Genomic DNA, 25,716 nt, shown 5'->3' with positions numbered 1-25,716 from the left:
CGCCTCGCCGGCGCGGCTCTCCCCAACCTCCGAGGTGGCCCGTGAAGATACCGCTTGGATTCTCGTTTGCCGGCGTCTCGGCCGGCATCAAGGTCAAACGCCCCGACCTCGCGCTCGTGCTCTCGGAGCTGCCCGCCGTCGCGGCGGGTTGCTTCACGCGCTCCAAGTCTCGCGCGGCGTGTGTCGACTGGAACGTCGCGCGCCTGCCGCGCACGGACGCGCGCGCGATCGTGGCGAACAGCGGCAACGCGAACTGCCTCTCCGGCGAGGAGGGCGTGCTCGCCAACCAGCGCATGGCCTCCTCCGTCGCCGACGCGCTCGGCGTGCCCGTCGACGCGGTGCTCACCTGCTCGACCGGCGTCATCGGCGTGCCCTTGCCGCATGGAAAGGTCGCCGCCGCCGTGCCCGGCCTCATCGCGAAGCTCGGTCAGGATCCCGCGCCCGCGGCCGAGGCGATCCTCACGACCGACACCTGCACGAAGCTCGCCTCGCGCGAGATCTTCCTCGGCGGTGATCGCGTGCGGATCGCCGGCATCGCCAAGGGCTCGGGCATGATCCACCCGAACATGGCCACGATGCTCGCGTTCCTCGTGACGGACGCGGCCATCGACGTCACCGTGCTCGACGCGATCCTGCGCGGCGCCGTCGACGAGACGTTCAACATGGTCAGCGTCGATCGCGACACGTCGACGAACGATCAGGTCCTCGTCCTCGCCAACGGCATGGCCGAGAACGACCCGATCACGCGCCGCGACTCGCCCGAGGCGCAGACCTTCGCGGCTGCGATCGTCGACCTCTGCAAGGAGCTCGCGCGGACGATCGCCGGCGACGGCGAGGGCGCGCAGCACCTCGTCACGGTGACCGTGCGTGGCGCCGAGGACCTCACGACCGCGCGCTCGCTCGCGCGTGCCGTCACCGAGTCGAACCTCTCGAAGGCCGCGTTTTTCGGGACCGATCCGAACTGGGGCCGCGTGCTCGCCGCGATCGGCGCGCGCGCGTCGGAGCAACACATCCGCTTCGATCCGGGCGTCACGAGCGTGCGCATGCAGAACGTGCTCGTCTTCGCGCAGGGCAAGCCGCAGCCCTTCGACGCCGACGCGCTCCGCGCGCTCCTCCGCGGCGAGGAGGTCTTCGTCGACGTCGAGGTCGGCGACGGCCCGGGCGAGGCGACGGCGTGGGGCTGCGACCTCTCCTACGACTACGTACGAATCAACGCCGACTACGCCGCGGTGCTCGTCGACCCCGAGGGCCCGGTGCGGCGTGATCCGAGCCTCGACCACAAGACGCCGGAGCTCAAGGCCGACACGCTCGTGCAGGCGCTCCGCTACATCGAGCGCTTCGCCGGCACGCGCGCGGTGATCAAGTACGGCGGCGCCGCGATGGTGCGCGCCGACCTCAAGGATCGCTTCGCCGAGGACGTGCGCCTGCTGCAGGCCGTGGGCCTGCGGCCGATCATCGTGCACGGCGGCGGCCCCGAGATCTCGCGCACGCTCGAGCAGATGGGGCAGACGAGCGAGTTCGTCGACGGCCTGCGCGTCACCGACGCCGGCAGCCTCAAGATCGTCGAGATGGTCCTCACGGGCCAGATCAACAAGGAGGTCGTCGCCTCGCTCGCGCGCGCGGGCACGAAGGCCGTGGGTCTGTCCGGCAAGGACGGCGGCCTCATCGAGGCGCGCAAGATGAACATGCCGCCCGGCAAGGACCTCGGCTACGTCGGCGAGGTCGCGCGTGTGGATCCCGATGTGCTCGAGCTCCTGCTCGGCAAGGGTTACATCCCCGTCATCTCGCCGATCGGCCTCGGCAAGGACGGCAGCACCTACAACATCAACGCCGACACCGTCGCCGCCGAGGTCGCGGTCGCGTGTGGCGCGCGCAAGCTCATCTACCTGACGGACGTCGCCGGCATCCTTTCGAACGGCCTGCTCGTCTCGGAGATGAGCGCCGAGGAGCTCGAGGCGCGTATGCGTGACGGCACGGTCACGGGCGGCATGCTCCCGAAGGCGGCCTCGATCCTGCGCGCGCTCGAAGGCGGCGTCGAGACGGTGCACATCATCGACGGCCGCGTCCCGCACAACGTGGTGGCCGAGCTCTTCACCTCGCGAGGCGTCGGCACGATGATCCGCGCAGGCGCTCCGAAAGAGGGCGAAGAGTTCCCCATGAGCTGAGCCCGCCCTCGCCATGCTCGACGCGGAGATCGTGATCGTCGGCGGCGGCCCGGCCGGCATCTCGACGGCCCTCTTCCTCGCGCACACGTCGCCCCGGCTCGCCGATCGGATCCTCGTGATCGAGCGAGGCAAGTACCCGCGGGAGAAGGTCTGCGCGGGCGCGATCGGCGCGCGCGCGGACAAACTGCTCGCGTCGATCGGCGCGCGCGTCGACGTCCCCTCGGTCCCCATTCGAGGTTTGTCCGTGGACGCCTCGGGCCGAAGCCTCGCCACGCGCGCCGACGGGCCTCCGATCGGTCGTGTCGTCCGGCGCGTCGAGTTCGATCACGCCTTCGCCGCGGTGGCCATGGCGCGCGGCGTGCGGGTGCGCGATGGCGTGAAGGTCACGGGGCTCGTCGTCGGCGAACACGCGGCGCGTCTCGAGACCTCGATCGGCGAGATCCGCGCCCGCGCCGTCGTCGGCGCGGACGGCGTCGGAAGCGTCGTGCGGCGCGCGCTCGGCTTGCCCCGCGGCGCGTTCATGGCCCAGGCCGTGGAGCTCGACACGGAGAGGGCGAGCGAAGACGAGCCCCGCGACCTGCTCCACTTCGACCTCGGCGACCGTGGTTTGCCCGGGTACGCCTGGGACTTTCCGACCCTCGTCCGCGGAGAACCCCTGGTTTGTCGGGGCATCTACGAGCTCCGCGCCGAGGGCGTGCCCGAGCGCGCCGCGACCGAGCCCGGGCCGGGTGATCGTTTGCTCGCGCGCGCCGCCGCTCGAGGCGTGCCCGCGCCCGCCGCGTCGCTGCGTCGCTTCGCCGAGCGAGGCCTCTCGCTGCACGAGCCCTTCGCGCGGCCGCGCGTGTTGCTCGTGGGCGAGGCCGCGGGCATCGATCCGGCGCTCGGCGAGGGGATCGCGCAGGCGATCCAGTACGGCGCCGTGGCGGGCCCGTTCCTCGCGCGGGCGCTCCGCTCGGGCGACCTCTCGTTCGCCTCGTTCCCGCGCGTGCTCCACGCGAGCCGCCTCGGCTTCGATCTTCGCGTGCGCGCCCGGGCGGCGCGCTTCGTCTACGGCGGCGCGCGCCCGCTCGTCGAGCGATGGGTCACGCGCTCGCGCGCGCTCGCCGCTGCGGGGATGGAGTATTTCGCGGGGGAACGGGTCGATCGGCGCGCGCTCGGACGGAGCGCGCTCGACCTCGGCGGGGCGTTGCTCGGCGTCGCGCTCGATCAGGCGCGTGTCACTTGGGCGCCTCGGTCGGGGGCTTCGCCGTGACGTGCATGTAGAAGTTGCCGATCGACTTGATCTTGAAGTGCGCCACGCCCATCGCGTCGTCGATCTTCTCGGGCGCGTAGATCGTCCAGGTGATCTTCTCGCGGCCCTTGTCGTCGACCTTCAGCTCGCCGATCGCGAGGTTCGCGTCCTTCTTGTTGCCCGCGGGGAAGCTGAACTCGAAGGGTTTGTCCAGGGTCTCGAGCGTGGGCGTCTCCGCCGAGTTCTCGATCTGCACGAGCATCCGGTAGATCTTCCCGATCGGCACGCCCGTCGACTTGCCCTTCGGGTCGATCTTGAACGTGATGATGTGGGCCGAGCCGAGCGAGCCTTCGCGGATGCGGAAGACGGCGCGGCCCGCGTCGTCGCCGAGCTCGAGCTTCGCGCCCGGGCTCGTCGTGAAGATCGACTGCAGTTCTTTCTCCGAGCTCATGAGCACCGGCGGGCGCTCCTCGGCGTCCTTCGGCGGCGGCGGCGGCTCGGCCTCCGGCTTCGCGGTCGGCTCGGGCGGAGGTGCCTCCGGCGCGGCCGTCTCCTCCGGCGCGGGGGCCGGCGTCGCGGCCGGGGGCGGCTCGGGTGTGGCCGGAGGCGGCGTGGTCTCGCCGCCGCAGGCCGCGGCGACGACGACGACGACCGCCGGCAGACCGAGGGTCGTGATGCGGAGCAGCTTTTCGAGGCGGGTCCGTACGCGCATGAAGCTCGGCGTAGGACGAGGCCGCGCGGAAGGCAAGCCCGAGCCCGCGCGTGATTCCGGCTCTCCTCGACGCCCGCGTCGGCCCACCGTATAAAGCGGGCCATGCGCACGTCGCTCCTCTCGGCTTTTGCCCTCCTCGCACTCGCGTGTGGACCGTCTCCGGCGGCCGTCGAACCCACGAAGACGCCGGCCGACGCCTCGAAGAAAGAGCCCACGCCGGTCGCGGTCGCGGCGCCGGCCGAGACGGCCTACGACCTCTCGCCGGTCCCCGAGCCGCAGGACGTCGTCGCGCTCTTCGGCTGGAAGAGCCCCGCGGCCACGCTGAACAACTTCGGCACGTGCGCGGCCCTGCCGCAAGAGCCGCTTTTGACCGGCGTCGAGGCGCAGGTCCGGTTGCTCCTGCGCGACGTGGTCTCCTCGAGCGTCGACGTGCGTAGCCTCGCGGCCGTCGTCGCGCTCGACGCGCCCGTCTTCGCCGTGGCCTCGCTGGAGACACAATCGAAGCGCGCCGGCGCCTTCGTCGCCTTCTCGCTCGGCCTGACCTCGCTCGAGAAGGCGAAGATGGCCGTCGAGGGCGCCGGTCCCCTCACCGAGCTCGGCCCCGGCATGTTCCGCGTCGGCGGCAGGTCGAGCTCGACGTGCGTGATCGCGGCGTCCGCGGGATCGACGCCGGCGCGGCTCGTGTGTGGGCCGAAGGAGAAGGACGTCACCACGCTCGCCCCGTACCTCACGCGTACCTTGCCGACCCAGCCCGGCGCGGGCTCGGACGTGCACCTCGAGCTGCGCGTCGCGCCGGCCGAGGCTCGGTACGGCTCGCTCTTGCGCACGCAGGTCCAGGGTTTGCCCGTGATCGCGCAGGCCGAGCTCTCGATCGGCGAGCCCAAGTTCGATCGCGCGCTCGTCGACGCCGCGACGGCCCTCGCGGACGAGGTCGTCGCCTTCGCCGCGGACGCGGACAAACTCACCTTCGACGTCTCGATGGATCCGGCCTCGTGCCTGCGCGCGAGCGCCGCGCTCGCCATGCGCGGCAAGAGCTCCTGGGTGAGCGGCCTCATGGGCGAGCGCCCCGAGCGCGCCGGCCCGCCGCCCGCGATCTTCTGGCGCGCGCCGAAGGAGAGCGCGAGCGTCGTTTATGGCCGCGGCTCCGATCCGAAGCGCTTCCAGCCCATCCTGCGCACGCTCCGGCTCCTGCTCGAAGGGGGCCTGGCGAAGCTAAACGTCGGCTCCGAGGCCGATCACCGCGCGGTCGGCGAGCTGCTCGACTGGCCCATGGGCAAGGACGTCGAGACGGTCACGGCGAGCGGACGCGTCGTGGAGCCGGAGGCCAAGGGCGGGAAGCGCACGCCACAACAAGAGGCCGAGGCCCTCGTGAACGGGTGGATCGGCTGGAGCCTCGTGGGCTACGAGGAGGGCTCGGCGAACCTCGCCAAGCAGCTCCGCAAGGTCGCGGACGTGTACAACCGCAAGGGCTTCCAGGATCCGCTCCGCAAGGAGCTCGGGCCGGAGCTTTCGAAGGTGATCCCCAAGGTCAAGGTGGGGCGCGGCCCTGCCGCCCTCGGGCCCGACTCGCTCGATCTTTCGATCAAGGTGGAGAACGTCCCGGCGGCGCTGCTCGAAATGAAGGGCGCCACGCAGAAGGACCGCGTGAGCCTCGAGGTGCACGTCCTGCTCATGGGGGACGGCAAGACGCGCACGTGGCTCGCCATCGGGGGCGGCAAGCCCGACGAGCTCGTCAAGCGCCTGCTCGCCGTGAAGACCGGCGCGCCCGACGCGGGCACGATCGCGTCCCGCACGGACCTCGACCCGCTGCGCCGGGGCAAGCACATGAGCGCGGGCTTCCTCTCGATGGGCCCGCTGGTCAAGAGCCTGGAGCGCACGAAGGGCGCCTTCGGGCGCCGCGGAGATCCGCGCTTCGAGCAGCTCATGCGCGCCGTCTCCACGATGCCGCATCAGGGCGACACGCCGATCTTCATCACGTCGAGCTCCACGGGCACCGTGGACGCTCCGCGCGGCGAGGTGGCCGTGACGGCTTCGAAGCCTGCCCTCGAGGACATCGGCTGGCTCATCAAAACGCTCGCGTTCGGCGGCGCCCGCCGCTGAGGCTGCTAGCCTCTCTGCCTTCGCGCGACGTGCGAATCGTGCGCAGGGCGGAGGGCATGTCCTTTGCCGTTCGTCCGGAAAACACTCGCCGAACGGCAAAGGGGACCATGGACGCTCGAAAGGGAGTAGGGATCGGGAGCATCGCGCCGCGAGGGCCTGGTGCGAGGCCTGCGACGCGCGCTGGCGCGCTGAACCCCGAGTCGATCGACGAAGAGCCCGAGCTCACGCTCGAGCAGCGGGAGGAGCTGCGCACCTTGCTCGAGACGAGGCGCGCGGAGCTACTCGCGAGCATCGAGACGCGCCAGGAGCAGGAGCGCGACACGGGCCGCGAGGTCGGCGACGAGATGGACGAGGCGAACATCGAGGGCGCGACGGCCATGGCTTCGCGCCTGCTCGAGCGTGACGTGCAGCTTCTCTCGGAGATCGATCGTGCGCTCGCGAAGTTCAGCGACGGCACGTACGGCTCGTGCGAGGGCACGGGGGAGCCGATCGGCTTCCCGCGCCTGCGCTCGCGGCCCTGGGCGCGCTTCAGCGTGGAGTACCAGGAGCAGCTCGAGCGCGAGGCGCGCACGCGGGGCGGCTTCTGAAAACCGGCGCGACGGCCGCGCCTGCCTGATAGAGTCGCTCGGTGGTGAATCACCGCCGAGAGCGCTCGTTTTTGTGGCGCGCCGGGGCCGTGGGCGCTCTCGGCGCGCTCGTGTTGCCCGTCGTCGTGTTCGCGTGCTCGCCGGTCGAGACGGTGTCGCCTGCGCCGGAAGACGCAGGCGCCGACGCGCCTGACGCGTCGTCCGGCATGTCCTCGGCGTCCTCCTCGTCGGGAAGCGGCGGGGGAGGGCAGGGGGGCGCAGGCGGAAGCGGCGGCGGCGCAGGCGGAAGTGGCGGCGCGCGCGGCAGCGGTGGCGCAGGTGGCAGCGGCGGCGGCGGCGCAGGCGGCGCAGGCGGAAGCGGCAGCGGCGGCGCGGGCGGAGCTGGCGGCGGCGGACCGAGTGACGCCGGCGTTTGTCCCGTCACCACGATGGCCGTCCCCGTCACGCCCTCTCCGCACGTCCTGGCTTGCTCCCCCGTCGTGTACGCGACGAACCCTCCGACCTCGGGCCCTCACTACCCCTCGTGGGCTGCGTTCAAGTGGTACGACGCGCCCGTCCCGCGAGGTTTTCTCGTCCACTCGCTCGAGCATGGCGCGGTCGTCATCTCGTACCATTGCGAGGGCGGCTGCGAATCCGAGCTCGCGACCCTCGCGGCGTTTCTCGACGCGCGCCCGGCCGATCCTCTATGCGCGGCGCCATTGAAGTCGCGCATCATCGTCACGCCCGATCCCGCGCTCGACGTCCGCTTCGCCGCGGCCGCGTGGGGCGCGTTTCTCCGCGCCGATTGCCTCGACACGGCCGCGCTCGGCGCCTTCCTCGATACGTATTATGCGAAGGGGCCCGAGAATTTCTGCACGGACGGCGTCGACGTCCTCGCCCCGGGCAGCGGCGTCCCGGCCGATTGCGGGGCCGAGCCGGCGGACGCAGGCGCCGATTGATGCGGGGGGCGTGGGGGGCAGAGGGAGCCTCGCGAAGCGAGGCGACCGGAGCCCCCCACCTCAATCAAGTCGCCAGCCAGAAATCCTTGCCGAGCAAGCTCTTCGCCGTCTCGATCGTGCTGAACGCCCGCTTCAGGTCCGTCTTCGCCTGCAGCTCCGAGAGCTGCACGATGTACGGGATCCACAGCGGCCGGCACACGAGCAGCGCGGCGTAGGACCCCTCGGCCTCCTCGTTCCAGCCCTGCGCCACGGCGATCCGGGCGAGCAACGAGTTCACCGGCACCGGCGAGCCCACCTGCCCGATCTCCATCGCGCGCGCCATCACGTCGCGGGCGAGCTCGGCGCGCGCCCCCTCGTCCTGCACGTCCTTCGCGCCTCGGAACCTCTGGAAGGCGATCTCCAGCCGCTGCTCGTTGTCGACCTGCTCCGGCAGGCGATCACGCACGATCACGCTCCACGCATCCACGAACGGCCGCCCGACGAGCTCCGGCGACGCCTGGCAATGCGCGAGCAGGAGCTCGGCTTCCTTCCAGTCGCCTGCGTCTCGCGCGAGCTCCAGGCCCGACACCACGCGCTCTTCCTCGCAGCGGCCCGGGTCCTTCTCGAGCAGCCACCGCTCCCAGTAGAGCGCCCCGCGTGACAGCGTCCGGAAGACCATCGCCGGCTGCGTCAGCCGCGCGAACATCGCCTGCTGGATCAGGGTGCTCTTGTGGCGCTCGACGTCCGACACCGTGAGGCTCTTCGGCCAGGCCTCGGCCCCGAAGGCGAAGGTGATCATGACAGGACCCGGATCGCGGCCTTTCCTCCGCCGAACGCCACGGCGCCCGCGATCTTCCGCCCCCCGGGCGCGCCGTTCACGTGCTTCACCACGTCCGCGAGCACGCCCTCCGGATCCGCGCCGTCGGTCCCGAACGCCACGAGCACCCCCTCGTCGCGCCCGTTCGACTTCTGCAGGTGCAGCTCCAGCCACGGACCACGCTTCGAGACGCGGGCCACGCGCAGCTCGTCGCGCGCCCGCAGCATCGCCGTGATCACCCCCGCGGCCGCCACGTGCAAGAGATCCTCGCGCCCCGCCACGCGTAGCGCCGCGACGTCGGCCGCCGCGACGTCGGCCGCGTGGACCAGCGAGAAGCCTTCGATCGTCGGATCGTTCGCGCCTGGCGCGAAGTAGGCGAGCTCGAACGAGCTCGTCGTCCCGGGCGCGGTCTCGCAGGCGAGCAGACACGCAGGCAGCACGAGCGGCGGCCACAGGTTCGGCTGATCCGCCCTCAACTTCGCGAGGTTGTAGGTCTGCATCGACGAGATCCGCGGTCAGGGTACCACGCCACGAACGTGCTCAAAAGCCCCATGCGCGGGCCTCCCGCTCGTCGGCGCCGCGGCGTGGTGGGCTGATCCACGTCCAGAAGGACAAACGGGCCGCTCACGTATGCCGCCTCGCCCATCACCAACCTGCGCGTCCCGTGTACCATGTGTGACCACCCGCATGCCTCGCGCCACCCCCTCGATCGAGCCCTGCCCGCTTTGTGAACGGCCGAATTTGCATCCCTCGGATCATCACCTCGTGCCGCGGAGCCGCGGGGGAAAGGAGACACTCGCCATTTGCCGCGATTGTCACCACGCCGTCCACGCCGTGCTCACGAACAAGGAGCTCGAGGCCCGGTATCACACCGTCGCCGAGCTCCTCGCGCACCCCGATCTCGCGAAGATGATCGCCTTCATCGCGCGGCAAGACCCCGGCGGCAAGGTCCGCGTCCGGAGGACGAAGGCGCGCCCGAAGCGGCCCTGAGCCATTATCCCCCCATTCGTTTCACGAACGGCACGATCCGCTCCACGAACGCCTGCTTGTGGAACCGGTCGAACTCGGCCCACGTGCAGAGCGTCGAGGTGTCGGTCACGCGGTCCACGAAGAGCTTGCCGTCGAGGTGGTCCACCTCGTGCTGGAACGTCCCCGCCGTCAGGCCCCGCGCCACCCGTTCGAACGGCGCGCCGTGCCGATCCCAGCCCGTCACGCGCACCTCGGCGAACCTCGGGACCACGCCCCTGAGGTTCGGCACCGAGAGGCAACCCTCGTAATTGTCGAATCGCTCCTCCGTGAGCGGCTCGATCACCGGATTGACCAGGATCGTCAGCGGGATGTTGGGCTTGTACGGGTAACGCGGGTTGTCCTTGACCTCGATCGCCACGATCCGCCTCGGCACGTGGACCTGGGTCGCGGCGAGGCCGGCGCCATTGGCGTCGCGCATGGTCTCGACGAGGTCGTCGATGAACGTCTGCACCTCGGCCGTGGCGAGCTCGCCCCGCTCGACCTCGCGCGCTCGGCTGCGGAGCACGGGATGTCCAATTTGAGCAATTTTCAGGAGCGTCACGGGCCGAGCCTACCACGAAGACGTCAGGGTCGACCTGCGCTCGACGCGAAAGCGGCTCCGCCCCAGGGATCCCCCATGAACCAGGACAAGCGCCAGCCCGACCTCTCCACGAACGTCCCCCAAGGCAGCGAGCCCGAGACGAGCGGACGGACGGACGTCGAGCACGAGGTGCGGGGCGAAGAAAACGCGCCGATCGAGCGCAGCAGCGTCGATCAGCGCGAGAGCGGATCGATCGAGCGCGCCAAGGCGCACCTCGAGCACGCCGGCCGGGATATCGCGGCCGCGGCGAGCGAGGTCGCCACGGTCGCACGCGCGGCCGCCGAGTCGGCCAAGGAGGCCATCAAAGAGGAGGTGCCCTCGACCCGGCGCACGGGCGAGCCCTCGAAGGAGAACACGCTCGACCGGCTGAACGACCTCCTGCGCGGCGAGCTGGCCAGCGTCGAGACCTACGAGCTCGCCCTGCGCAGCGTGCGCGACGCCGATTTGACGAGCTCGCTTCGTCAGATCTGCGAGAGCCACCAGAGGCGGGTCGATCGCCTGCGCGACAAGGTGCGCGAGCTCGGCGGCGAGCCCGCGCAGAGCTCGGGCGTGTGGGGCGCCTTCGCGCGTATCGTGCAACGCGGCGCCGACCTGCTCGGCCACCGCGCCGCGCTCGCCGCGCTGGAGGAGGGCGAGGATCAGGGCAAGAAGCGATATACCCGGGACATGGACGAGCTCGAGCCGCCCGTGCGCGACTTCGTCCTCCAGGAGCTCGCGCCCGAGCAACAACGCACGCACGACCTCGCGCAATCGCTGCAGAAGTTCGTGAAGGCGGCCTGAAGCGAGGGGCGCCGCCCGCCGGTCATTTCCAGGCGGGCGGCGTCATCCCCAATTTGTTGTAAAAAAACTTCGTCGCCGTCCGCGAGAGCTGATCCTTCGGCTCGTACACGTCCGGCCCTCGCGGCAAGAGCCCCGCCGACAGCGAGCCGAGCCGCTTGCCCATGAGCCGCTCGAGGTCGTCGCAGAGCGCCTCCATCGTCGAGTACCGATCCTCGGGCCGCTTGCGCAGCGCCTTCATGATCACGCCCTCCGTGGCCCGATCGATCCCCGGCTGCACCTCCGACGGCTCGCGCGGCGGCACGATGAGCTGCCTCGCCAGCAAGACGGCATAATCGTCCGCGCGGAACGGCAGCTCCCCGACGAGCATTCGATACATCATCACGCCGAGCGCATACACGTCCGAGCGCGGGTCCGACTTGTCCCCCACCACCTGCTCCGGCGGCATGTACTCCGGCGTGCCCACGGCCACCCCGGCCTGCGTCACCGCCTTCGCCGCCTCGAGCTTCGACAAACCAAAATCGAGCACCTTCGTGTTGTAAGGCTCGCCCGGCTCGCCGACCAGAAACAGGTTGTCCGGCTTCACGTCGCGGTGCACGATCCCCGCGCGGTGCGCTGCCGCGAGCGCAGACGCCGTGTGCGAGAGCACGGGCAGCGCGATATGGAGCGGCATCGTGGTCTCGCGCCGGAGCCAATCTCCGAGCGTCTCGCCGAACAGATACTCCATGACGAGGAACGGCACCCCGTCCTGCCGCTCGCCCGTGTCGAGGACCTTCACGATGTTCGGGTGGGCGAGGGCGTTCGCCGCCTTGGCCTCCCGGTCGAAACGCGCGCGCGCTCCGGGAGCGCGCAGGTGCAGCGAGTCGAGCATCTTGATGGCGACCGGCTCGCTCGTGTTCCGATCCAGCGCCAGGTAGATCCGGGCCATCCCCCCCCGACCGATGAGCCCCCGCACCTCGTACCGGCCTCCGAGCACCGTACCCGTCTCGGCGGTGGGTTTGGCGCGGAGCAACGATACGTCGGGCGTCGCGGCGAGCTTCGCCCCGTCATAGGGACAAAAGCGGTGCTCTTCATCCTCGAAACGCCTGAGACAACGCGGGCAATACATCGGTCCCCATCCCGTTCGCGAGAAAATCAGGGCATCGCGCCGCCGCAGATCCAGTCCGACACGGTCTGGATCTTGTCGTCCGAGAGCGCGATCGAAGGCGGCATCCTGTTCCCCGCGCACTTGTCGACGTTCATCATCTTGTCGATGAGGTAGCTCTCCGACGGCTCGCCCGGCTTGACGCGCATCCGCGTCCCGTCCGCGCACTGGTCGGCCGCCACGTTCACGAGCGCGGCATGGGCGTTCGCGCTCGTCAGATCGAGACCCTGCTTCGGCGCCGCGCCCGAATGGCAGCCGCCCACGGCGCAGCTCGCCGTCAGGAGCGTCTGCACGTCCGCGAACGCGACGCTCGCCGAGCCGCAGGTGCACACGCCGCCGGCGCAGGTCTGGCCGGGCGCGCATTCATTGCCGCAGGCGCCGCAGTTCATCGCGTCCGTCATCGTATCGCCGCAGCCGCCGCCGCCGGCCCCGCCGGCCCCGCCGCCCGAGCCGCCCATGCCGCTGCTCGAGCTGCTGCTCGCCGGCGACCCGCCCTCTCCGCCGCTGCCGCCCGAACCGTCGTCCGGATTGTCCGAGCATCCCACGCCTGCGAAGCCGAGCGCGACGGCGCACGGCAAGGTGATAAGCCAAAGCTTGTTCCAACGATTCATCGACCAACCTCCGACCGGGTCACGACCTGGAAAACGAGCCCCTCGGATCAGCCGAGGTGCTGGTGCAAGAAAGCAATGGTGCGGCTCCAGGCGAGCGCGGCCGCCTCCGGGACGTACACGTCCTTGCGCGCCTCGTGCGCGAACGCGTGCCCGGCCTCGTACACGTGGAGCTCCATGGATTGTCCACGCGAACGCATCTGCTCCATGACGGCCCTGGCGCCATCCGCCTTCGCCCACTCGTCCTTGCTGGCGAAATGCGCCAGGATGGGGGCCTTCACCTTGGAGTAATCGAACTTCTCGGACGGCGCGAGCCCGTAAAACGGCACGACGGCCTCGAGCTCCGGCACGACGGTGGCCGTGGCGAACGAGAGCGCGCCGCCGAGGCAGAACCCGACCACGCCGACGTGCCCGTTGCTGCGCGGGTGGTCCTTGAGGTAAGCCGCCGCGCCGCCGATCTGATCGAGCGCCTTGCCCCAATCGAGCCCCTCCATGAGCTTCTGGGCCTCTTCGGGGTCGATGGTCCACCGGCCGTGGTAGAGGTCGGGGATCGCCACGAGGAACCCCTCGCGCGCGAGCCGGGCCGCGACGTGACGGATCTGCCCGTTGAGCCCCCACCACTCCTGGATCAGGACCACCGCAGGCGCCCGCTCCGCGCCCTCGGGCGCCACGAGCTCCCCCGGGGCCTCCGCCCCACTCTTCGTAGGAAACTTGATCGGTTCGTACATCGTACACGCCTCCGTACACCCCTCGCGCAGCCGCGCGGGCGGGCGGAGCATAACCTAGTTGGTCCAGGCGAGGGGAGGGGGAGCTCGCCCGACGCGCGTGTTCGGGCGGCCGCCGCCGACATCCCCTGTGCTAGGGTGCGCCGCGATGTCGCTCGTCCCGCCCTCGATCGCCCCGAAACCCACGCGTTTCCTCGACGCCGTACGCCGCGGCGTGCTCGTCGTCGACGGGGGCATGGGCACACAGATCTACGAGCGAGGCGTGCTCTTCAACGTCAACTACGAGGAGCTCGTCGTCTCGCGCCCCGAGCTCGTCCAGCGCATCCACGAAGACTACGTGCGCGCCGGCGCCCAGGTGCTCGAGACCAACACCTTCGGCGCCAACCGCGTGCGCCTCACCCGCCACGGCTACGGAGACCGCGTCCGCGAGTTCAACCTCGCCGCCGCCGGGCTCGCCCGCAAAGCCATGGGCGACCGCGGCTACGTCGCCGGCGCCATCGGACCGAGCGGCCTCGTGCTCGCCGCCTTCGGCGAGGACGACCGCGCCCGCGTGCGCGACGCCTTCGCCGAACAGGCCGAGGCCCTCGCCGAGGGCGGCGCCGACCTCCTCATGGTCGAGACCATGCGCCAGCCCGAGGAGCTCTTCCTCGCCGTCGACGGCATCCGCAAGGCCGTGGGCGACAGCCTCCCCCTCGTCGCCGAGGTCTCCGTCGACGCCGACCTCACGCTCTCCGACGGCACGCCCGTCGCTGACGTCGGCGCCCGCCTGCGTGACCTCGGCTGCGACGTCATCGGCGTCAACTGCTCCGACGGCCCGCAGGTCGTCCTCGCGGCCATCGAGAAGCTCCTGCCCCTCGGCATTCCCCTCGCGGCCCTCCCGAACGCCGGCATCCCCCGCCGCGTCGACGACCGCTTCATTTACGTCTCCACCCCCGAGTACTTCGGCGTCTTCGCTCGTAGGCTCTGCAAGCTCGGCGTCCGCCTCATCGGCGGCTGCTGCGGCACGACCCCCGAGCACATCCGCCGCATGGCCGCCGCCGCGCGTATGGAGGCGAGCGCCGCCGCCGGCGCCTGCGACGACCCTGGCCCGCTCTGGGTCGGCTTCTCCGACAGCAGCATCCCGCCCGAGCCGCCCGTGCACGTCACGAGCGGCCAAAGGCCCGTCGCGACGCGCGACAAGAGCAAGCTCGCCGGCAAGATCGGCCAGAAGTTCATCGTCTCCGTCGAGGTGAACCCGCCGGTCGGCCTCGACCCGCGCTCTGCCATCGCGGCCGCGAAGATGCTGGTCACGGGTGGCGTCGACGTGATCAACATCGCCGACGGCGCCCGCGCGCAGGCCCGGATGTCGAACCTCGCGCTCGCCGTGCTCATGCAGGAGGAGCTCGGCATCGAGACCTTGCTGCACGTCTGCGGCCGTGATCGCAACCTGCTCGGCCAGGTCGCGCACCTCGTCGGCGCGCACGCGCTCGGCATTCGCAACCTCGTCGTGGTCACGGGCGACCCGCCCAAGATGGGCGATTTTCCCGACGCGACGGCGGTCTACGACCTCGACTCGATCGGCATCTTGCGCCTCGCCTCGCGCCTCAATGCGGGGATCGACCCTGGCGGCAAGCCGCTCGGCGGCGTGACCTCGTTCTTCTGCGCGACGGGCGCCGAGCCTGCGGCCTTGAATTACGCGCGCGAAATGGAGCGCCTCGCGCTGAAGAAGCGCGCGGGCGCCGAGCTGGTCATGACGCAGCCGGTCTATGACGTCTCAGTGCTCGATCGATTCTTGAAAGACGCCGAGCCCCTCGGCCTGCCGGTCCTCGTGGGCATCCTGCCGCTCGCGAGCCACAAGAACGCCGAGTTTTTGCACAACGAGGTCCCCGGCATGCAGATCCCGAAGGACGTGCGCGACCGCATGCAGCGCGTCGGCAGCGGCCCGGCCGCGCGAAAAGAGGGCGTGGCCATTGCGCGGGAAATGCTCGCGGCGGTGCGTCATCGCGTGGCGGGGGCGTACATCATGCCGCCGCTCGGCAAGTACGAGCTCGCGCTCGAGGTGATGGACGGCATCGTCTGAAAGGCCTCGCCCACGCGCGGCGTGGGCTGGGTGCTGTTCCGGAACGTGCACGTGTCGTCCCGCGTCCGCTCCCTGCTACCCTCCCTTATCCCCCTTGAAACCGCGCTCTCCCGCCCCCGACGACCCTTCCGCCGCCCTCGCCGCGCGCCTCTGCAAGGTCGTCCCTGCGCTCGCCGACCTCGGCATGCGCACTGCCCTCGTCCTGCGCACCCTCGAAGCCGCGGGCCTCCCCACCGCCGCCCGCGCCCTCGACAAGCTCGCCTCTCGCGCCGAACAGGCCGATCCGACCGCCCGCGAGGTCCTCGCCGCCCTCCTCCCGCTCCTCGGCGACCCCGCCCACGCCGCCTGGATCACCGCTCTCCGCGACCTCGCCAGGGACGCCTCCCTCCTCGGCCTTTCCCGCCTCCTCCGTCGCAGAACCCGCGTCGCCGATCCCCCGCCGAGCTCCCCCATCGAGCACCGCGGCATCGCCCTCGAGCCCGGCGGACGCCCCCTCTCCCTCGGCGAGCGCCGCGCCCTCGCCCGCATGCCCGCCCGCGCTGTCCTCGACAAACTGCTCGCCGACCCCCATCCACGCGTCGTCGAGAACCTGCTCGCCAATCCTCGCCTCACCGAGGACGACGTCGTCCGTATTGCCGCCAAGCGCCCCCAGAAGCCCGAAGTCGCCTCCGAGATCGCTCGCTCTGCGCGCTGGATGGCTCGCGCCCGCGTGCGCATGACCTTCGTCCTCAACCCCGGCACGCCCCCCGAGCTCTCCGTCCCCGTCCTCTCGCAGCTCCTCCGGCACGAGCTCGCCGAGGTCGCCGAGGCCACCCAGGTCCCCGCCGTCCTGCGCGGCGCCGCCCTCGACCTGCTCGCGCGAAGGCCGCCGCTGCCGCCCGATACCCAGGGCGGCGGCTCGATGCAATGACCCCTCGCGCTGCCGGCGCGCCCTCATCGTTTGCCCTTGACCCCGAGGACAAACCAACCTACCGGGCTGCCCGTGCCTTCGGTCCTGCATGAAGCGCTCGTCGAGTTGTTCCGCAATCGCCCCGTGCTGGCGGCGGAGCTGCTCGCCGAGGCGCTCTCGGTGCCGCTGCCGCGCTTCACCGAGGCGCGCATCGAGGCGGCCGACCTGACGGACATCATCCCGCGGGAAATGCGGGCCGATCTGCTGGTGCTCCTGGTGGAGGAGCGGCCGGTGCTCGTCATCGTGGTCGAGGTGCAGCTCCAGTGGGACGCGGACAAATCGTTCGTGTGGCCGGCGTACATCGCCGGTGCGCGCGCGCGTTACCGCTGCCCGGCGTGCCTGCTGGTCGTGACGCCCGACGCGGCGCTCGCGTCGCGCCTGGCCAAACCGATCGAGCTCGGGCCGGGTCAGGGAGCGGTCGCGCCGCTGGTGCTCGGCCCTGCGGGTGTTCCGGTGGTGACGGACATCGGGGAGGCGACGAGGCGGCCGGAGCTTGCGGTGCTGTCGGCGCTTTCGCACGGACAAACGGACAAGGGGCTCGAGGTCGCCGCCGTTGCGCTGGCGGCGAGCACGGGCGTCGAGGGTGCCGAGCGGAAGGCGCTGTACGCGGACCTCGTGCTATCTTCACTGGGCGAGGCGGCACGCAAGGCGTTCGAGGAGCTGGGGAAGATGCGGAATTACGAGTATCAGAGCGAGATCGTCCGCGAGCTGATCGCCAAGGGGCTCGTGCAGGGACGCGCGGAGGGACGCGAGGAGGGGCGCGAGGAGGGGCTCCGTCCGCTCGTGCACATGGTCGAGCGCCGGCTCCGTCGCGCGCTCACGTCGGCCGAGCGCTCGTCCCTCGTGGAGCATTTGCGCGAGCAAGGGCCGGACGAGGTCGGCGACGCCGTGCTCGACCTGTCCCCAGAGAAGCTCGCGGCGTGGCTGGGGGCCACGAACGGGCACTGATACGAACCACCACACCGTATCCGCGGGCGCCCGCGAAGACCTGGTCACCGGCGCTCCCCTTGGTTTAACCTCGACGAATGGAGGTCGTTTCCCTCTCTCCGCTGCCGGTCGCCTCGATGATCTGGCAGTCCGGACCCGGCGCCTTCACGCTCACGTTCGTCGCCAAGGCGACGTGCCAGATCCAGCCGGGCAAATCGCCGCTCGCCACCGCCCAGGAGCCCGTCCACGAGGAGGACTGCTACTGGGACGACGACGACGGCCGAAGCCTCTTCGCCCCGAGCGACCTCGCCCCCGTCAAGTCTCGCGTCGACGTCGTCCTCGTCGGCTCCGCGTTCGCGCCCCAGGGGCTGCCCGTCCGCTCGCTCTTCGCGCGCCTCATCGTCGGCGACATCGACAAATCCATCGAGGTCCACCAGGACCGCTCCTTCACCGCCGACGGCACCCTCGTCGAGGGCCAGCGCTTCTCCCGCATGTCCCTCGCCTACGAGCGCGCCGCGGGGGGGCCCGAGACCTCGAACCCCGTCGGCGTCCGCCTCGACGTCCGCGACTCCTTCGGCCGCCTCAAGCTCCCGAACCTCCAGCCCCCCGGCCTCAACGTGAGCTCCCCGGCCACCCCCATTCCGTCCGTCGGCTTCGGCCCCATGCCCCCGGAGTGGCCCCTCCGCCGCGGCAAGCTCGGTCGTCATGCCCAGGGCTTCTCCCCCCATTCCCTCATCGCTGCCCCCTTGCCCGAGGATTTCGATCGTTCGTATTTCAATGTCGCGCCCGGCGACCAGCAGCTCGCCGAGCTCGCCGAGGACGCGCGTGTCGTCCTCGAAAACATGCACCCGCAGGTCCCGCGCCTCGTGACCAATCTGCCGGGCCTCCGGCCCCGCGCCGTGCTCGAAGGGCGGGGCGGCGCGCACGTCCTCGCATTGCTCTGCGATACGCTCTGGATCGACACCGATCGCCAGCTCGCCACCTTGACCTTCCGCGGCCGCATTCAGCTCGAGCGCCTCGAAGAGCCCGGCCGCATCGTGCTCACCCTCGACGAAGCCACGACCGTCGTCCCCATCGCCCCCGGGCCCTCCGTCCCTGGCAGGCCCGTCGCGCAGGACCCGGCCATTCCCCCGCCGCCCAAGCCGCGCGCCACCACGATGACCATGATCGCCGAGGACGATGAGGGCATCGATACCGTGATTCCACCGGAGTTCAGCGCGCCGCCGCGCCAGCAAAAGGCGCTGCCCTTCGTCAAGGCCGCCGCGCCCGCCCACAACATCGCCGACGAACGCACGATGGTCTCGGGCGGCCTGCCCTTCGCCGCGACCGCACAACCCACGCAGCCCGCGCAGCCGCGGGCGACCTGGGACGAACGGACCACGCCCTCGGGCGGGCTCCCCTTCGCCAAGCCGACCCCCTGGCCCCCCGCCCCGCCCCCGCCGCAGGCGAAGACCACGCCGCCCCCGCCTCCCGCGCGCCCCTCGTCGCCGAGCTGGAAGTCCACCCTCCCCGGCCAGCAGCCCGTCGCGGCCCCGCCGCCGCCGCCCGTCGTCGCCCCGCCTCCTCCGCCCGCGCCTGTCCAGCCGCAGCCGGCGCCGTCCATTGGCCAGGTCGTCGTCGCCGCCGCCACCGCCGCCGCGCAAGCCTCCCCGCAGGACGCGAGCGCCGGCGTCCTCGGCGCCTCCAACGCCGCCGCGGGCTCGAATACGACGACCTCCGCGGGCAAACGCGACGACGGCCGCATCTCGCCCACGGCCTTCGGCGCCGGCGTCCGCCCCTCGGGCCGGCTCGACGCCCGCGAGGTCCTCCATTTGATCTGGTACAACCCCGAGGCCGTCGCCCGCATTTGCCGCGTCCCCGTATGGCGCGCCATCCTCGACGAAATGGAGGAGAAACCCGCCGACGAGACCCTCGACGATCCGGCCCCCACGAAGGACCCCATCGAGATCGAGGACACCCGCGACATCTTCGAGATCCTCTCGCGTGGGGCCTCCCAGGACGTCGATCAGCTCGAAGCCGAGCTCGGCGCCGCCGTTCGTCCGGGCAACAAGTTCGTCCCCTCCTTGTTATTGCTCTCCGGAGAGCTCTCGTTCCCCTTCGACGAGCGCAAGACGCTCGAGGCCGCCGTGGCCGTGTCGACGCCCGTCGCGGGCACGGACGAGGGGCTCAAGACGGCCATCCGCGAGGCCCGCGAATTTCTGGCGACGCCCGATCACCTCTGCCCTCCGCCGATCATCGAGGGCTACACCTTGCGTATTCGCGACGCCTTCCAGAAGGCCCGGCGCGCCCTCAGCGCCGACACGCTCGACCTGCAGATGGAGCGCGCGCTCGTCGAGGGCCGCCATTACCAGAAGCGCCAGATCCTCGGGATGACCGCGATTCGCGCCCACCTCCACACGACCACCGGCACCGGCGCCCGCCCCGCGCCCGTCTACCTCCCCGAGGACATCACGAAGAGGCTCCCCCTCTTCCAGAAGTTCCGCGCGCGCCTGATCGCCGAGCTTTATTACCAGGAAGACCAGTACGAGCCACACCCGGCCGCGCTCAAGGCCCTCGCCATCGGCCGGGTGCAGCATTCGAGGTGAAAGAGCGCGGCTCGAGCTACTCCTCGAACCGCACGTGCAAATGATTGTGATGCCCTTCCCAGGGCCGCACCCCGGGCATCTTCGAATCATTGAACAGGATCAGCTTCAGGTTCGGATCCGCGCGGAGCGCCTCCACGAGCAGCTTCGTCCGCTCGTGGCTGTAGTTCGGATCCGTGATCGTCACCGGCGCCCTCCGACCGTCTGCGCGCACCGGGCGGACGTCGACGTCCGTCCCGCGCCGGTGCGAGCCGTGCGGCGCCATCCGGCCGCCTTGCTGGAAGCTGATGTCCCCGATCCCGATCTCGAACCCGTGCGGCCGCAAGACCTCGGCGACGTTCTTGATCGATTGAATGGTCGAGGGCGTGCCCCAGACCCGATCCTGCGGCTCGTACAGATAAAAATTCCCGTTTTCCCCCGAGAGCTGCACGAAGGCCACGTTCGTCGCTTGTGGCTGATCGCCGAGCAACGTGCGCCAGGTCCGCCCGTGTGGATCGACGCGCCCGTCGGGGGAGCCGAGGCGCACCACCGTGCGCTGGAACGAGAGGATCGCGCGCAGCGTCGCCTCGTCCATGATCCCCGTCTCGGGCACGGCGCCGATCGTGGACGCGATATGCGCGTTTTTGTTGAGCTGCTTCTGGACGAGAAGCACGTCGTCGTGCGTGTTGCGCCCGCCTTGCCCGACCGATCCGGTGAGACGATACATGCTCGTTCCTCCGCGATTACAAAGTATCCGCGAGCTCCAGCGGGAAGGACGCGATCTTGCAGATCTCCCGGAACGCGCTCCGGCGGACCGCGAGATCCTCCGAGCCGAGCGGCAAATACAGCGGCCGCTGCTTCCAGGCGAGCGGGTCGTTCGTTGCGCCCGAGTGATAGATGAGGATCGAGCCCGCGCTCTTTCGCACGTTCGGATCCGGGTGATGCAGGGCCGCCCACGCGAGCGCGTCCACCATCTCCGGCGTGTTCATCGAGCGAGCCGCCGCGATCGCCGGCACCCCTCCGTCGAGGTCCCCCGATCGAAGGATCTCGGCGATCATGGGATCGGCCGGCGCCACCTCCAGGTCGCGCAGCGCGAGCGTGATGGCCACCTTCATGCGGCCCTTCGCGTTCGGATAAGCCTTTTGCATCGGGGCCACGGCGCCGCGGCATTTGATCTCGGCGAGCGCCCGCGCCGCGCGCGTGTCGTTGTCGTCGAGGCGGCGCATCAGGAGCTCCTCCGCCTCGCGCCGCTCCTCGTCCTCGAGCGCGCGGAGCGCCTCCATGTCGACGTCCTCCCGCCATTGCGTTCCTTTGCCCGCGACGCTCTCGACGAAGCGCTGGAACATGGGTGAATGGGTCACGACGCGGCCTCCTCTTCGCCTTCGTCTTCGGGTTCGGGCGGCGGCGGCGGACCGAGCCCGAGCGCTTCCTGCATGCTGATGGGCTCGAGGTCGTACGTCGCGCCGCCCGCGTCCTTGTATTTGCCCGTCGGGCTCGGCACCATCTGCAGCACGTTGATCGACGTCACCTTCGGGTTGCTGGCGAGCATTTCGATTTCATCACGCACGATCCGCCCCTCCGGGATGGGCACGATGCCGAGCACGATGTGCACGTCGCCCGAGGCCTGCGTGGCGAGCCTCTTCGAGACGATCCTCCACGCCTCGTCCGTGTTCTCCCACGGATCGCGCGACCCCAGGTGACCGAGCTCGATCCCGCCCGGCGTCTGCTCGAGCGTCATCGACGGGATCCCCTCGGCCGTGCGCTCTCGGGCGAGGTCCTGCGCGACCGTGCCCGCGACCGGCGGCCCCTTGCCCGACCAGAGCACGAGCCCATTCTCGCGCGTCTCGATGTCCGCATTCGCGGCGATCTCGTTGAGCTCCTCGATTCGCTTGAGCTGCGCGTATTTCAGGTCCTCCGGCTTGACCGCGAGGTCCGCGACGAGCTTGTCCCAGAGCGCCTTCATCGTCGCGAACGCCGGCGAATCGGGCTGCACGTGGACGTCGCCGATGATCGGCACGGCCTCCTCGGCTTTCACGATCTCCCTCGGCCGCGCGCCGTGCCCGTGCCCCGGGCTGCCCCCGGCGTTGATGTCCACCTTCGTCCCCGAAATGGTCACGTTGCTGCCGTCGATCCGGATGAACCCGCCGGGCCCCTTCAGCGTGATGTCGGGCGCCCCGGCGAACGCCTTCTCGCCGGCCCGGTAATGGATCTCCTTGCCCGCCTCCCGGGCATAACTCCCGCCCACCTTCTCCTGTTTTTCCTGGTACACGAAGAGCGAGTGGTCCTTGCCCGTCCGGTCCTTCCGGTCCTGCTGCGTGCGGAGGTGGAGGTCCCACTCCGTGCGCTCGCGCTTCTCGCCCTTGACCACCGCGTCGAGGTCTTTCTTGACGAGCAGGCGTCGGTGCGTGAAGTTGTATTCGTTCTCGTCCTTGCGCACGAGCTGCCGGCGGTCGCCCTTGATGTGGATGTGCTGCAGCCGCCCGTTCATCTCGTCCCGCTGCTTCTCGGTGTGCTGGACGCGATTGCCGCCGACGGTCTCGAACTCCCAGGCCTGCACGAGTTTGTCGCGGTCGTGGCCCACGGTGTCGATCTCGTCGTTCTTCACGAGCTTGCGGAGGTTCTTCTCCGCCTGCATGTAAAAGAGCTCCTCGCCCTTCTGGTCCTCGAACTTGATCTCGTTGTACCCATTGAGGGCCGGCATCGACTGGCTCTTCCAAGCGCTGACGGTCTTGTGCTCCGGCAGCTTGTACGGGACCGGCTTCTCGGCGTTGTAGACGCGGCCCGCGAGCACGGGGCGATCGGGGTCGCCGTCGATGAACGTGACCAGGAGCTCGTGCCCCACGCGCGGCAGGTTGAGCCAGCCATACCCCGCGCCGCCCCAGCCCTCCACGACCCGGATCCAGCAGGAGCTATCGTCGTCGAGGTTGCCCTCGCGATCCCAGGGGAACTGCACGCGCACGCGCCCGAATTCGTCGACGTGGACCGCGTTGTCGAGGTCGGTCCCGTTTCGCGGCGCCACGACCCGCACCGATTGCACGCCGAGCACCTCGGGGCGCGGCGTGACCAGCGGCGGCCGATAAGGCACGTCCGCGAACACCGCGTGCCCGAGCACCTGCCATTCGCCCTCCGCCGACCCTTCGAGGATCGTATCCGTCGTCAGCAGCGGCCGCGCGAGGTCGGGGTGCGGGTGGTGTTCGACGCGGAACACCACGCCCGGCGTGAGATCGTTCAGGTTGCTCTCGAACGCGATCCCCCCGCGGTCCGCCCGCGCCGCTTCGAGCGCGCGCGTCGCCCGCTTCTCGCCGGTCGGCTGATCGTGCCTTGCGATGCCCTTGTCGTCCGCGAACGGCGTGTCACCCCCGCGCCCGGCCTCGACGAACATGCCGCCCGGGATGTAATGGTATTGCTCGAACCGCGCCTCGTCGTTCGCCTTCGGCGCCTCGCCGAGGAGCTTGTAATCGGGCCGGCGGAAGTCGTAATCGCGGAGGACGAGCGCGCCCGGCCTCACGTCGCGCACGAGGGAGACCTTCGAGACGTACTCGCGCTCGGCCTCCATCGTCGGGTTGTGCTCGTAAGGCACGGGCGGCCCGGGGCGCGGCGGGTTCTTGTGGAGCAGGTCGCTGAACGTGAGCAGCGAGCCGTTGTCGTCCACGTCCGGGAACGTGTAGGCGATGCCGGCCTCCTCGAGCAATCGGCTGATGAACGTGAAATCGGTCTCGCCGTACTGCACCCGGAACTCGTGCTTCGGGTATTGCCCTCGATCGATCTTCCACGCGCGCCGGACGTTCCACTCCGTGAGGATCTTGTCGACGATGTCGGGGATCGAGAGGTGCTGGAAGATGCGGTGATTGCGGCGCTGATCGAGCAGCCAGAGGTGCGGGACGATGCGAAAATGGTACGTCGAGAGCACCTTGTTCTGCCGGTGCTCGGCGTGCGTCTGCTCCATGTAGCTCACGTACCCGCTCCACACGCGCAGGCCTCCGCCCGTGAGGTTCGTGTAGCCGGAGCGCACCTTGAAGATCGCCGGCTGCCCGACGATGGCGCCGATGTCGACGGCCGGGTTCTCGCTGCGCACCCAGAGCGAGGCCGTGAACGGCGTGGAGACCGCCTCGTGGATCGAGAAGCGGCGCACCACGAGCGAGGACTCACCGCAATCGAAGCTCAATTCGAAGAAAGGCATCGTGACCTCGCGTCAGAATGTCGACCGCGGCGGGCGGTGCTCGTTCCGGACCGGGACCTGGCGCGACCACTGCGGCTGCGCGCCCGCCGGGATGACCTTGCGTTGCAGCCGTTGCCGCCCGTGGCGGTCCGTCGCCTCGCCGAGGATCGTGGAGCCCGGCGACTCCGTCGCGGAGTCGTGGATGTAATGCCGGAGCAAGAGCTGGTAGGACGGGTTCGAGTCGCGCGACGTGATCGCGAGCAAGCGTTCCGGCCACCGCGGTTGCGTCGGCGCCGGCGGCGGCACGTAGGCGCCGTGCATGCCGGCCCCCGCATGCGAGAGGCCCACGACGACGGGGCTCATGCCGCGGTAGGGCACGGTCCAGTTCGGGTCTGGCCCGTAAAACCGCGCCATGTATTCGTCCGTCTCGTACCAGTGGACGTACTGGCTGCTCGGCTGCTCGAGGTGGGTCGCCCAGTCCTTGTTCGACCGGAACCCGCAATACTCCTCGTACAGACGCAGGATGATGCCGTCGAAGGGCAGCTCGACGGCCCCGATCGGGACCTGGGCCTTCACCATGGCCTTGTGCATGTCCCGGAGCGTGATGAACTGCAGGTGGTGCTTCTTGTTCGTGCGCGGCAGGTACGAGCCGCCGACGTCGCTGTGGCAGCCGGGGTACCAGACCTCGAGCATCCACTTCTTGTAATCGCGCGGCTCCTGATAACGCGAGTCGGGCTGCGGGCGCCGCTGCCTGTGCCGCTCCTGCGCCGGGAACTGCCGGCCCGGCTTGGTGTTCGGATCCATGAAGATGCTCGTCAGCGGGAAGAGCGTGCGGAACTCGTCCTCCGCCACGAGGTGGACGCAATGCTCGACGTACGTGTGATCGACGTCCGGCAGGAACGTCCCCGTCCCCGGGCCCCACATCTCGACCGTATCGAAGATCGCCATGAACTTCGGGTAGATCGTGTCCGGATCGATCGGCTCGTGAAACTCCCGGATGCCCGTGCCATGGAGCTCGATCGGCGCCGACGGGATCGCGTCCGGGTTTCGGCGGAAGAACCCGGGCGAGGTCTCCGTCGTCAGGTTCGCGACGCGCTGGGCGCGGACCTGGTTCACGAAATCGCGCGCGAGGCCGGCGCCGCGGCTGAAGCCGCAGACGTCGAAATACTTCTCCTTGATGCGCCACTTGTTGTTGTTGCTGAAGAACTCGGCCAGGATGCGCAGGCCCCAGTCGATACGCGCCTTGCCGCCGGCGCCCATCGTCATGCCGACGATGTTCCGGCGGACCACGGGCGTCGAGGGTTTGGCCGCCGGATCGTCCATGTTCGGCCGGTTCCGGCGGATCATGCCGGCGAAATCGGTGCCCACGCCGTGGTGGTAGGCCTTGTCGAGCACGATCCCCTGCTTGCGGTAGGCCCGGAAGAGCCGCGCCACGTTCGTCGGGCCATTCGTGCCGCCGTCCGGCCCCAGCGTCTCGTTCGCGTGGGCCTCGTCGACCCAGAGGTTGTTGCCGGTGCCGTCGAAGAAGATGCCGATCCGGATGCGGCCGATGGGGCACTCCTGCTCTCCGGTCGGCGGCGTCAGCGGCAAGCCCTGACCATTCTCCATGGCCTCCAGCGCCTTGAGGAACGAGTCGACCCTGCCGCCGCCTTGTCCATTCCCGCTCATC

The 25,716-nt window shown here is 70.2% G+C and carries 22 protein-coding genes; 11 read left to right on the top strand and 11 right to left on the bottom strand.

Annotated features, from left to right (window positions below):
* Positions 1-41: 41 nt before the first annotated feature.
* Both argJ and GF068_RS36420 read left to right on the top strand, forming a co-directional pair.
* Positions 42-2,165, top strand: a complete 2,124-nt coding sequence (gene argJ / locus GF068_RS46640) for a bifunctional glutamate N-acetyltransferase/amino-acid acetyltransferase ArgJ (RefSeq protein ID WP_338046724.1) — start codon at positions 42-44, stop codon at positions 2,163-2,165.
* A gap of 13 nt (positions 2,166-2,178) precedes the next feature.
* On the top strand, positions 2,179-3,417 hold the full coding sequence (locus GF068_RS36420; protein WP_153824158.1) for an NAD(P)/FAD-dependent oxidoreductase: 1,239 nt from the start codon (positions 2,179-2,181) through the stop codon (positions 3,415-3,417).
* On the opposite strand, the gene GF068_RS36415 is transcribed toward GF068_RS36420, so the two are convergent.
* Positions 3,383-4,108 (bottom strand): hypothetical protein, encoded by a 726-nt coding sequence (locus GF068_RS36415; protein ID WP_153824157.1) that lies wholly within the window; start codon positions 4,106-4,108, stop codon positions 3,383-3,385. The two genes, GF068_RS36420 and GF068_RS36415, sit on opposite strands and share 35 nt — an antisense overlap.
* Before the next feature lie 102 nt (positions 4,109-4,210).
* On the opposite strand from GF068_RS36415, the gene GF068_RS36410 reads away from it, so the two are divergent.
* The 3 genes from GF068_RS36410 to GF068_RS47245 all read left to right on the top strand — a co-directional run bounded on the left by GF068_RS36410 (position 4,211) and on the right by GF068_RS47245 (position 7,733).
* On the top strand, positions 4,211-6,208 hold the full coding sequence (locus tag GF068_RS36410; RefSeq protein ID WP_153824156.1) for a hypothetical protein: 1,998 nt from the start codon (positions 4,211-4,213) through the stop codon (positions 6,206-6,208).
* 107 nt (positions 6,209-6,315) lie between these two features.
* Positions 6,316-6,795: a TraR/DksA family transcriptional regulator gene (locus tag GF068_RS36405; RefSeq protein ID WP_153824155.1), complete on the top strand. Its 480-nt coding sequence runs from the start codon at positions 6,316-6,318 to the stop codon at positions 6,793-6,795.
* Between the two features lie 44 nt (positions 6,796-6,839).
* Positions 6,840-7,733, top strand: coding sequence for a DUF3105 domain-containing protein (locus GF068_RS47245; RefSeq protein WP_153824154.1), 894 nt, complete (start codon positions 6,840-6,842; stop codon positions 7,731-7,733).
* Between the two features lie 64 nt (positions 7,734-7,797).
* Here the strand turns inward: GF068_RS47245 and GF068_RS36395 are convergent, their stop codons facing one another.
* Complete coding sequence (locus GF068_RS36395) at positions 7,798-8,511, bottom strand: hypothetical protein (protein ID WP_153824153.1); 714 nt, start codon at positions 8,509-8,511, stop codon at positions 7,798-7,800.
* Entirely contained in the window at positions 8,508-9,029 is a 522-nt protein-coding gene (locus GF068_RS36390) for a hypothetical protein (RefSeq protein WP_153824152.1), read from the bottom strand. Before GF068_RS36390 ends, GF068_RS36395 begins: the two co-directional genes overlap by 4 nt.
* Positions 9,030-9,294: 265 nt before the next feature.
* Between GF068_RS36390 and GF068_RS36385 the strand changes: the two genes are divergently transcribed.
* Complete coding sequence (locus tag GF068_RS36385) at positions 9,295-9,519, top strand: HNH endonuclease (RefSeq protein WP_153824151.1); 225 nt, start codon at positions 9,295-9,297, stop codon at positions 9,517-9,519.
* Between the two features lie 4 nt (positions 9,520-9,523).
* Here GF068_RS36385 and def read toward each other — a convergent pair whose 3' ends face one another.
* The gene (gene def, locus GF068_RS36380) at positions 9,524-10,099 is read right to left on the bottom strand and encodes a peptide deformylase (protein WP_338046723.1); all 576 of its coding nucleotides are present in this window, start codon (positions 10,097-10,099) and stop codon (positions 9,524-9,526) included.
* A gap of 75 nt (positions 10,100-10,174) precedes the next feature.
* On the opposite strand from def, the gene GF068_RS36375 reads away from it, so the two are divergent.
* The gene (locus GF068_RS36375; RefSeq protein ID WP_170319882.1) at positions 10,175-10,918 is read left to right on the top strand and encodes a PA2169 family four-helix-bundle protein; all 744 of its coding nucleotides are present in this window, start codon (positions 10,175-10,177) and stop codon (positions 10,916-10,918) included.
* 22 nt (positions 10,919-10,940) lie between these two features.
* On the opposite strand, the gene GF068_RS36370 is transcribed toward GF068_RS36375, so the two are convergent.
* From GF068_RS36370 to GF068_RS36360, 3 genes are all read right to left on the bottom strand, one after another.
* The gene (locus GF068_RS36370; RefSeq protein ID WP_240807953.1) at positions 10,941-11,927 is read right to left on the bottom strand and encodes a serine/threonine-protein kinase; all 987 of its coding nucleotides are present in this window, start codon (positions 11,925-11,927) and stop codon (positions 10,941-10,943) included.
* 122 nt (positions 11,928-12,049) lie between these two features.
* On the bottom strand, positions 12,050-12,670 hold the full coding sequence (locus GF068_RS36365) for a PE-PGRS family protein (RefSeq protein ID WP_153824148.1): 621 nt from the start codon (positions 12,668-12,670) through the stop codon (positions 12,050-12,052).
* 47 nt (positions 12,671-12,717) lie between these two features.
* Complete coding sequence (locus tag GF068_RS36360; protein ID WP_170319881.1) at positions 12,718-13,395, bottom strand: dienelactone hydrolase family protein; 678 nt, start codon at positions 13,393-13,395, stop codon at positions 12,718-12,720.
* Between the two features lie 145 nt (positions 13,396-13,540).
* On the opposite strand from GF068_RS36360, the gene GF068_RS36355 reads away from it, so the two are divergent.
* From GF068_RS36355 to GF068_RS46635, 4 genes are all read left to right on the top strand, one after another.
* Positions 13,541-15,451 carry a bifunctional homocysteine S-methyltransferase/methylenetetrahydrofolate reductase gene (locus GF068_RS36355; RefSeq protein ID WP_153824146.1) on the top strand — a complete coding sequence of 637 codons (1,911 nt, stop codon included), beginning with the start codon at positions 13,541-13,543 and terminating at the stop codon, positions 15,449-15,451.
* Between the two features lie 94 nt (positions 15,452-15,545).
* On the top strand, positions 15,546-16,361 hold the full coding sequence (locus GF068_RS36350) for a hypothetical protein (protein ID WP_153824145.1): 816 nt from the start codon (positions 15,546-15,548) through the stop codon (positions 16,359-16,361).
* 72 nt (positions 16,362-16,433) lie between these two features.
* Entirely contained in the window at positions 16,434-17,348 is a 915-nt protein-coding gene (locus GF068_RS36345; protein WP_153824144.1) for a hypothetical protein, read from the top strand.
* Positions 17,349-17,425: 77 nt separating this feature from the next.
* Positions 17,426-19,912 carry a DUF2169 family type VI secretion system accessory protein gene (locus tag GF068_RS46635; protein ID WP_153824143.1) on the top strand — a complete coding sequence of 829 codons (2,487 nt, stop codon included), beginning with the start codon at positions 17,426-17,428 and terminating at the stop codon, positions 19,910-19,912.
* A gap of 16 nt (positions 19,913-19,928) precedes the next feature.
* On the opposite strand, the gene GF068_RS36335 is transcribed toward GF068_RS46635, so the two are convergent.
* From GF068_RS36335 to GF068_RS36320, 4 genes are read right to left on the bottom strand one after another with little or no spacing between them, the layout of a single operon-like run.
* Entirely contained in the window at positions 19,929-20,615 is a 687-nt protein-coding gene (locus GF068_RS36335) for a penicillin-insensitive murein endopeptidase (RefSeq protein ID WP_153824142.1), read from the bottom strand.
* A 16-nt stretch (positions 20,616-20,631) separates the two neighbouring features.
* A complete protein-coding gene (locus tag GF068_RS36330; RefSeq protein WP_153824141.1) occupies positions 20,632-21,249 on the bottom strand; it encodes a HEAT repeat domain-containing protein in 618 nt (205 codons plus the stop codon).
* The gene (gene tssI / locus GF068_RS36325; protein ID WP_153824140.1) at positions 21,246-24,068 is read right to left on the bottom strand and encodes a type VI secretion system tip protein TssI/VgrG; all 2,823 of its coding nucleotides are present in this window, start codon (positions 24,066-24,068) and stop codon (positions 21,246-21,248) included. Before tssI ends, GF068_RS36330 begins: the two co-directional genes overlap by 4 nt.
* Positions 24,069-24,080: 12 nt before the next feature.
* Positions 24,081-25,715, bottom strand: coding sequence for a T6SS phospholipase effector Tle1-like catalytic domain-containing protein (locus tag GF068_RS36320; protein WP_153824139.1), 1,635 nt, complete (start codon positions 25,713-25,715; stop codon positions 24,081-24,083).
* Position 25,716 lies beyond the last annotated feature (1 nt).

The sequence above is a fragment of the Polyangium spumosum genome (genome assembly GCF_009649845.1).
In the GTDB taxonomy this organism is placed as follows: domain Bacteria; phylum Myxococcota_A; class Polyangia; order Polyangiales; family Polyangiaceae; genus Polyangium; species Polyangium spumosum.
Note: the sequence above shows the minus strand (reverse complement) of the source record. Positions and strands in the feature narration are given on the sequence as shown.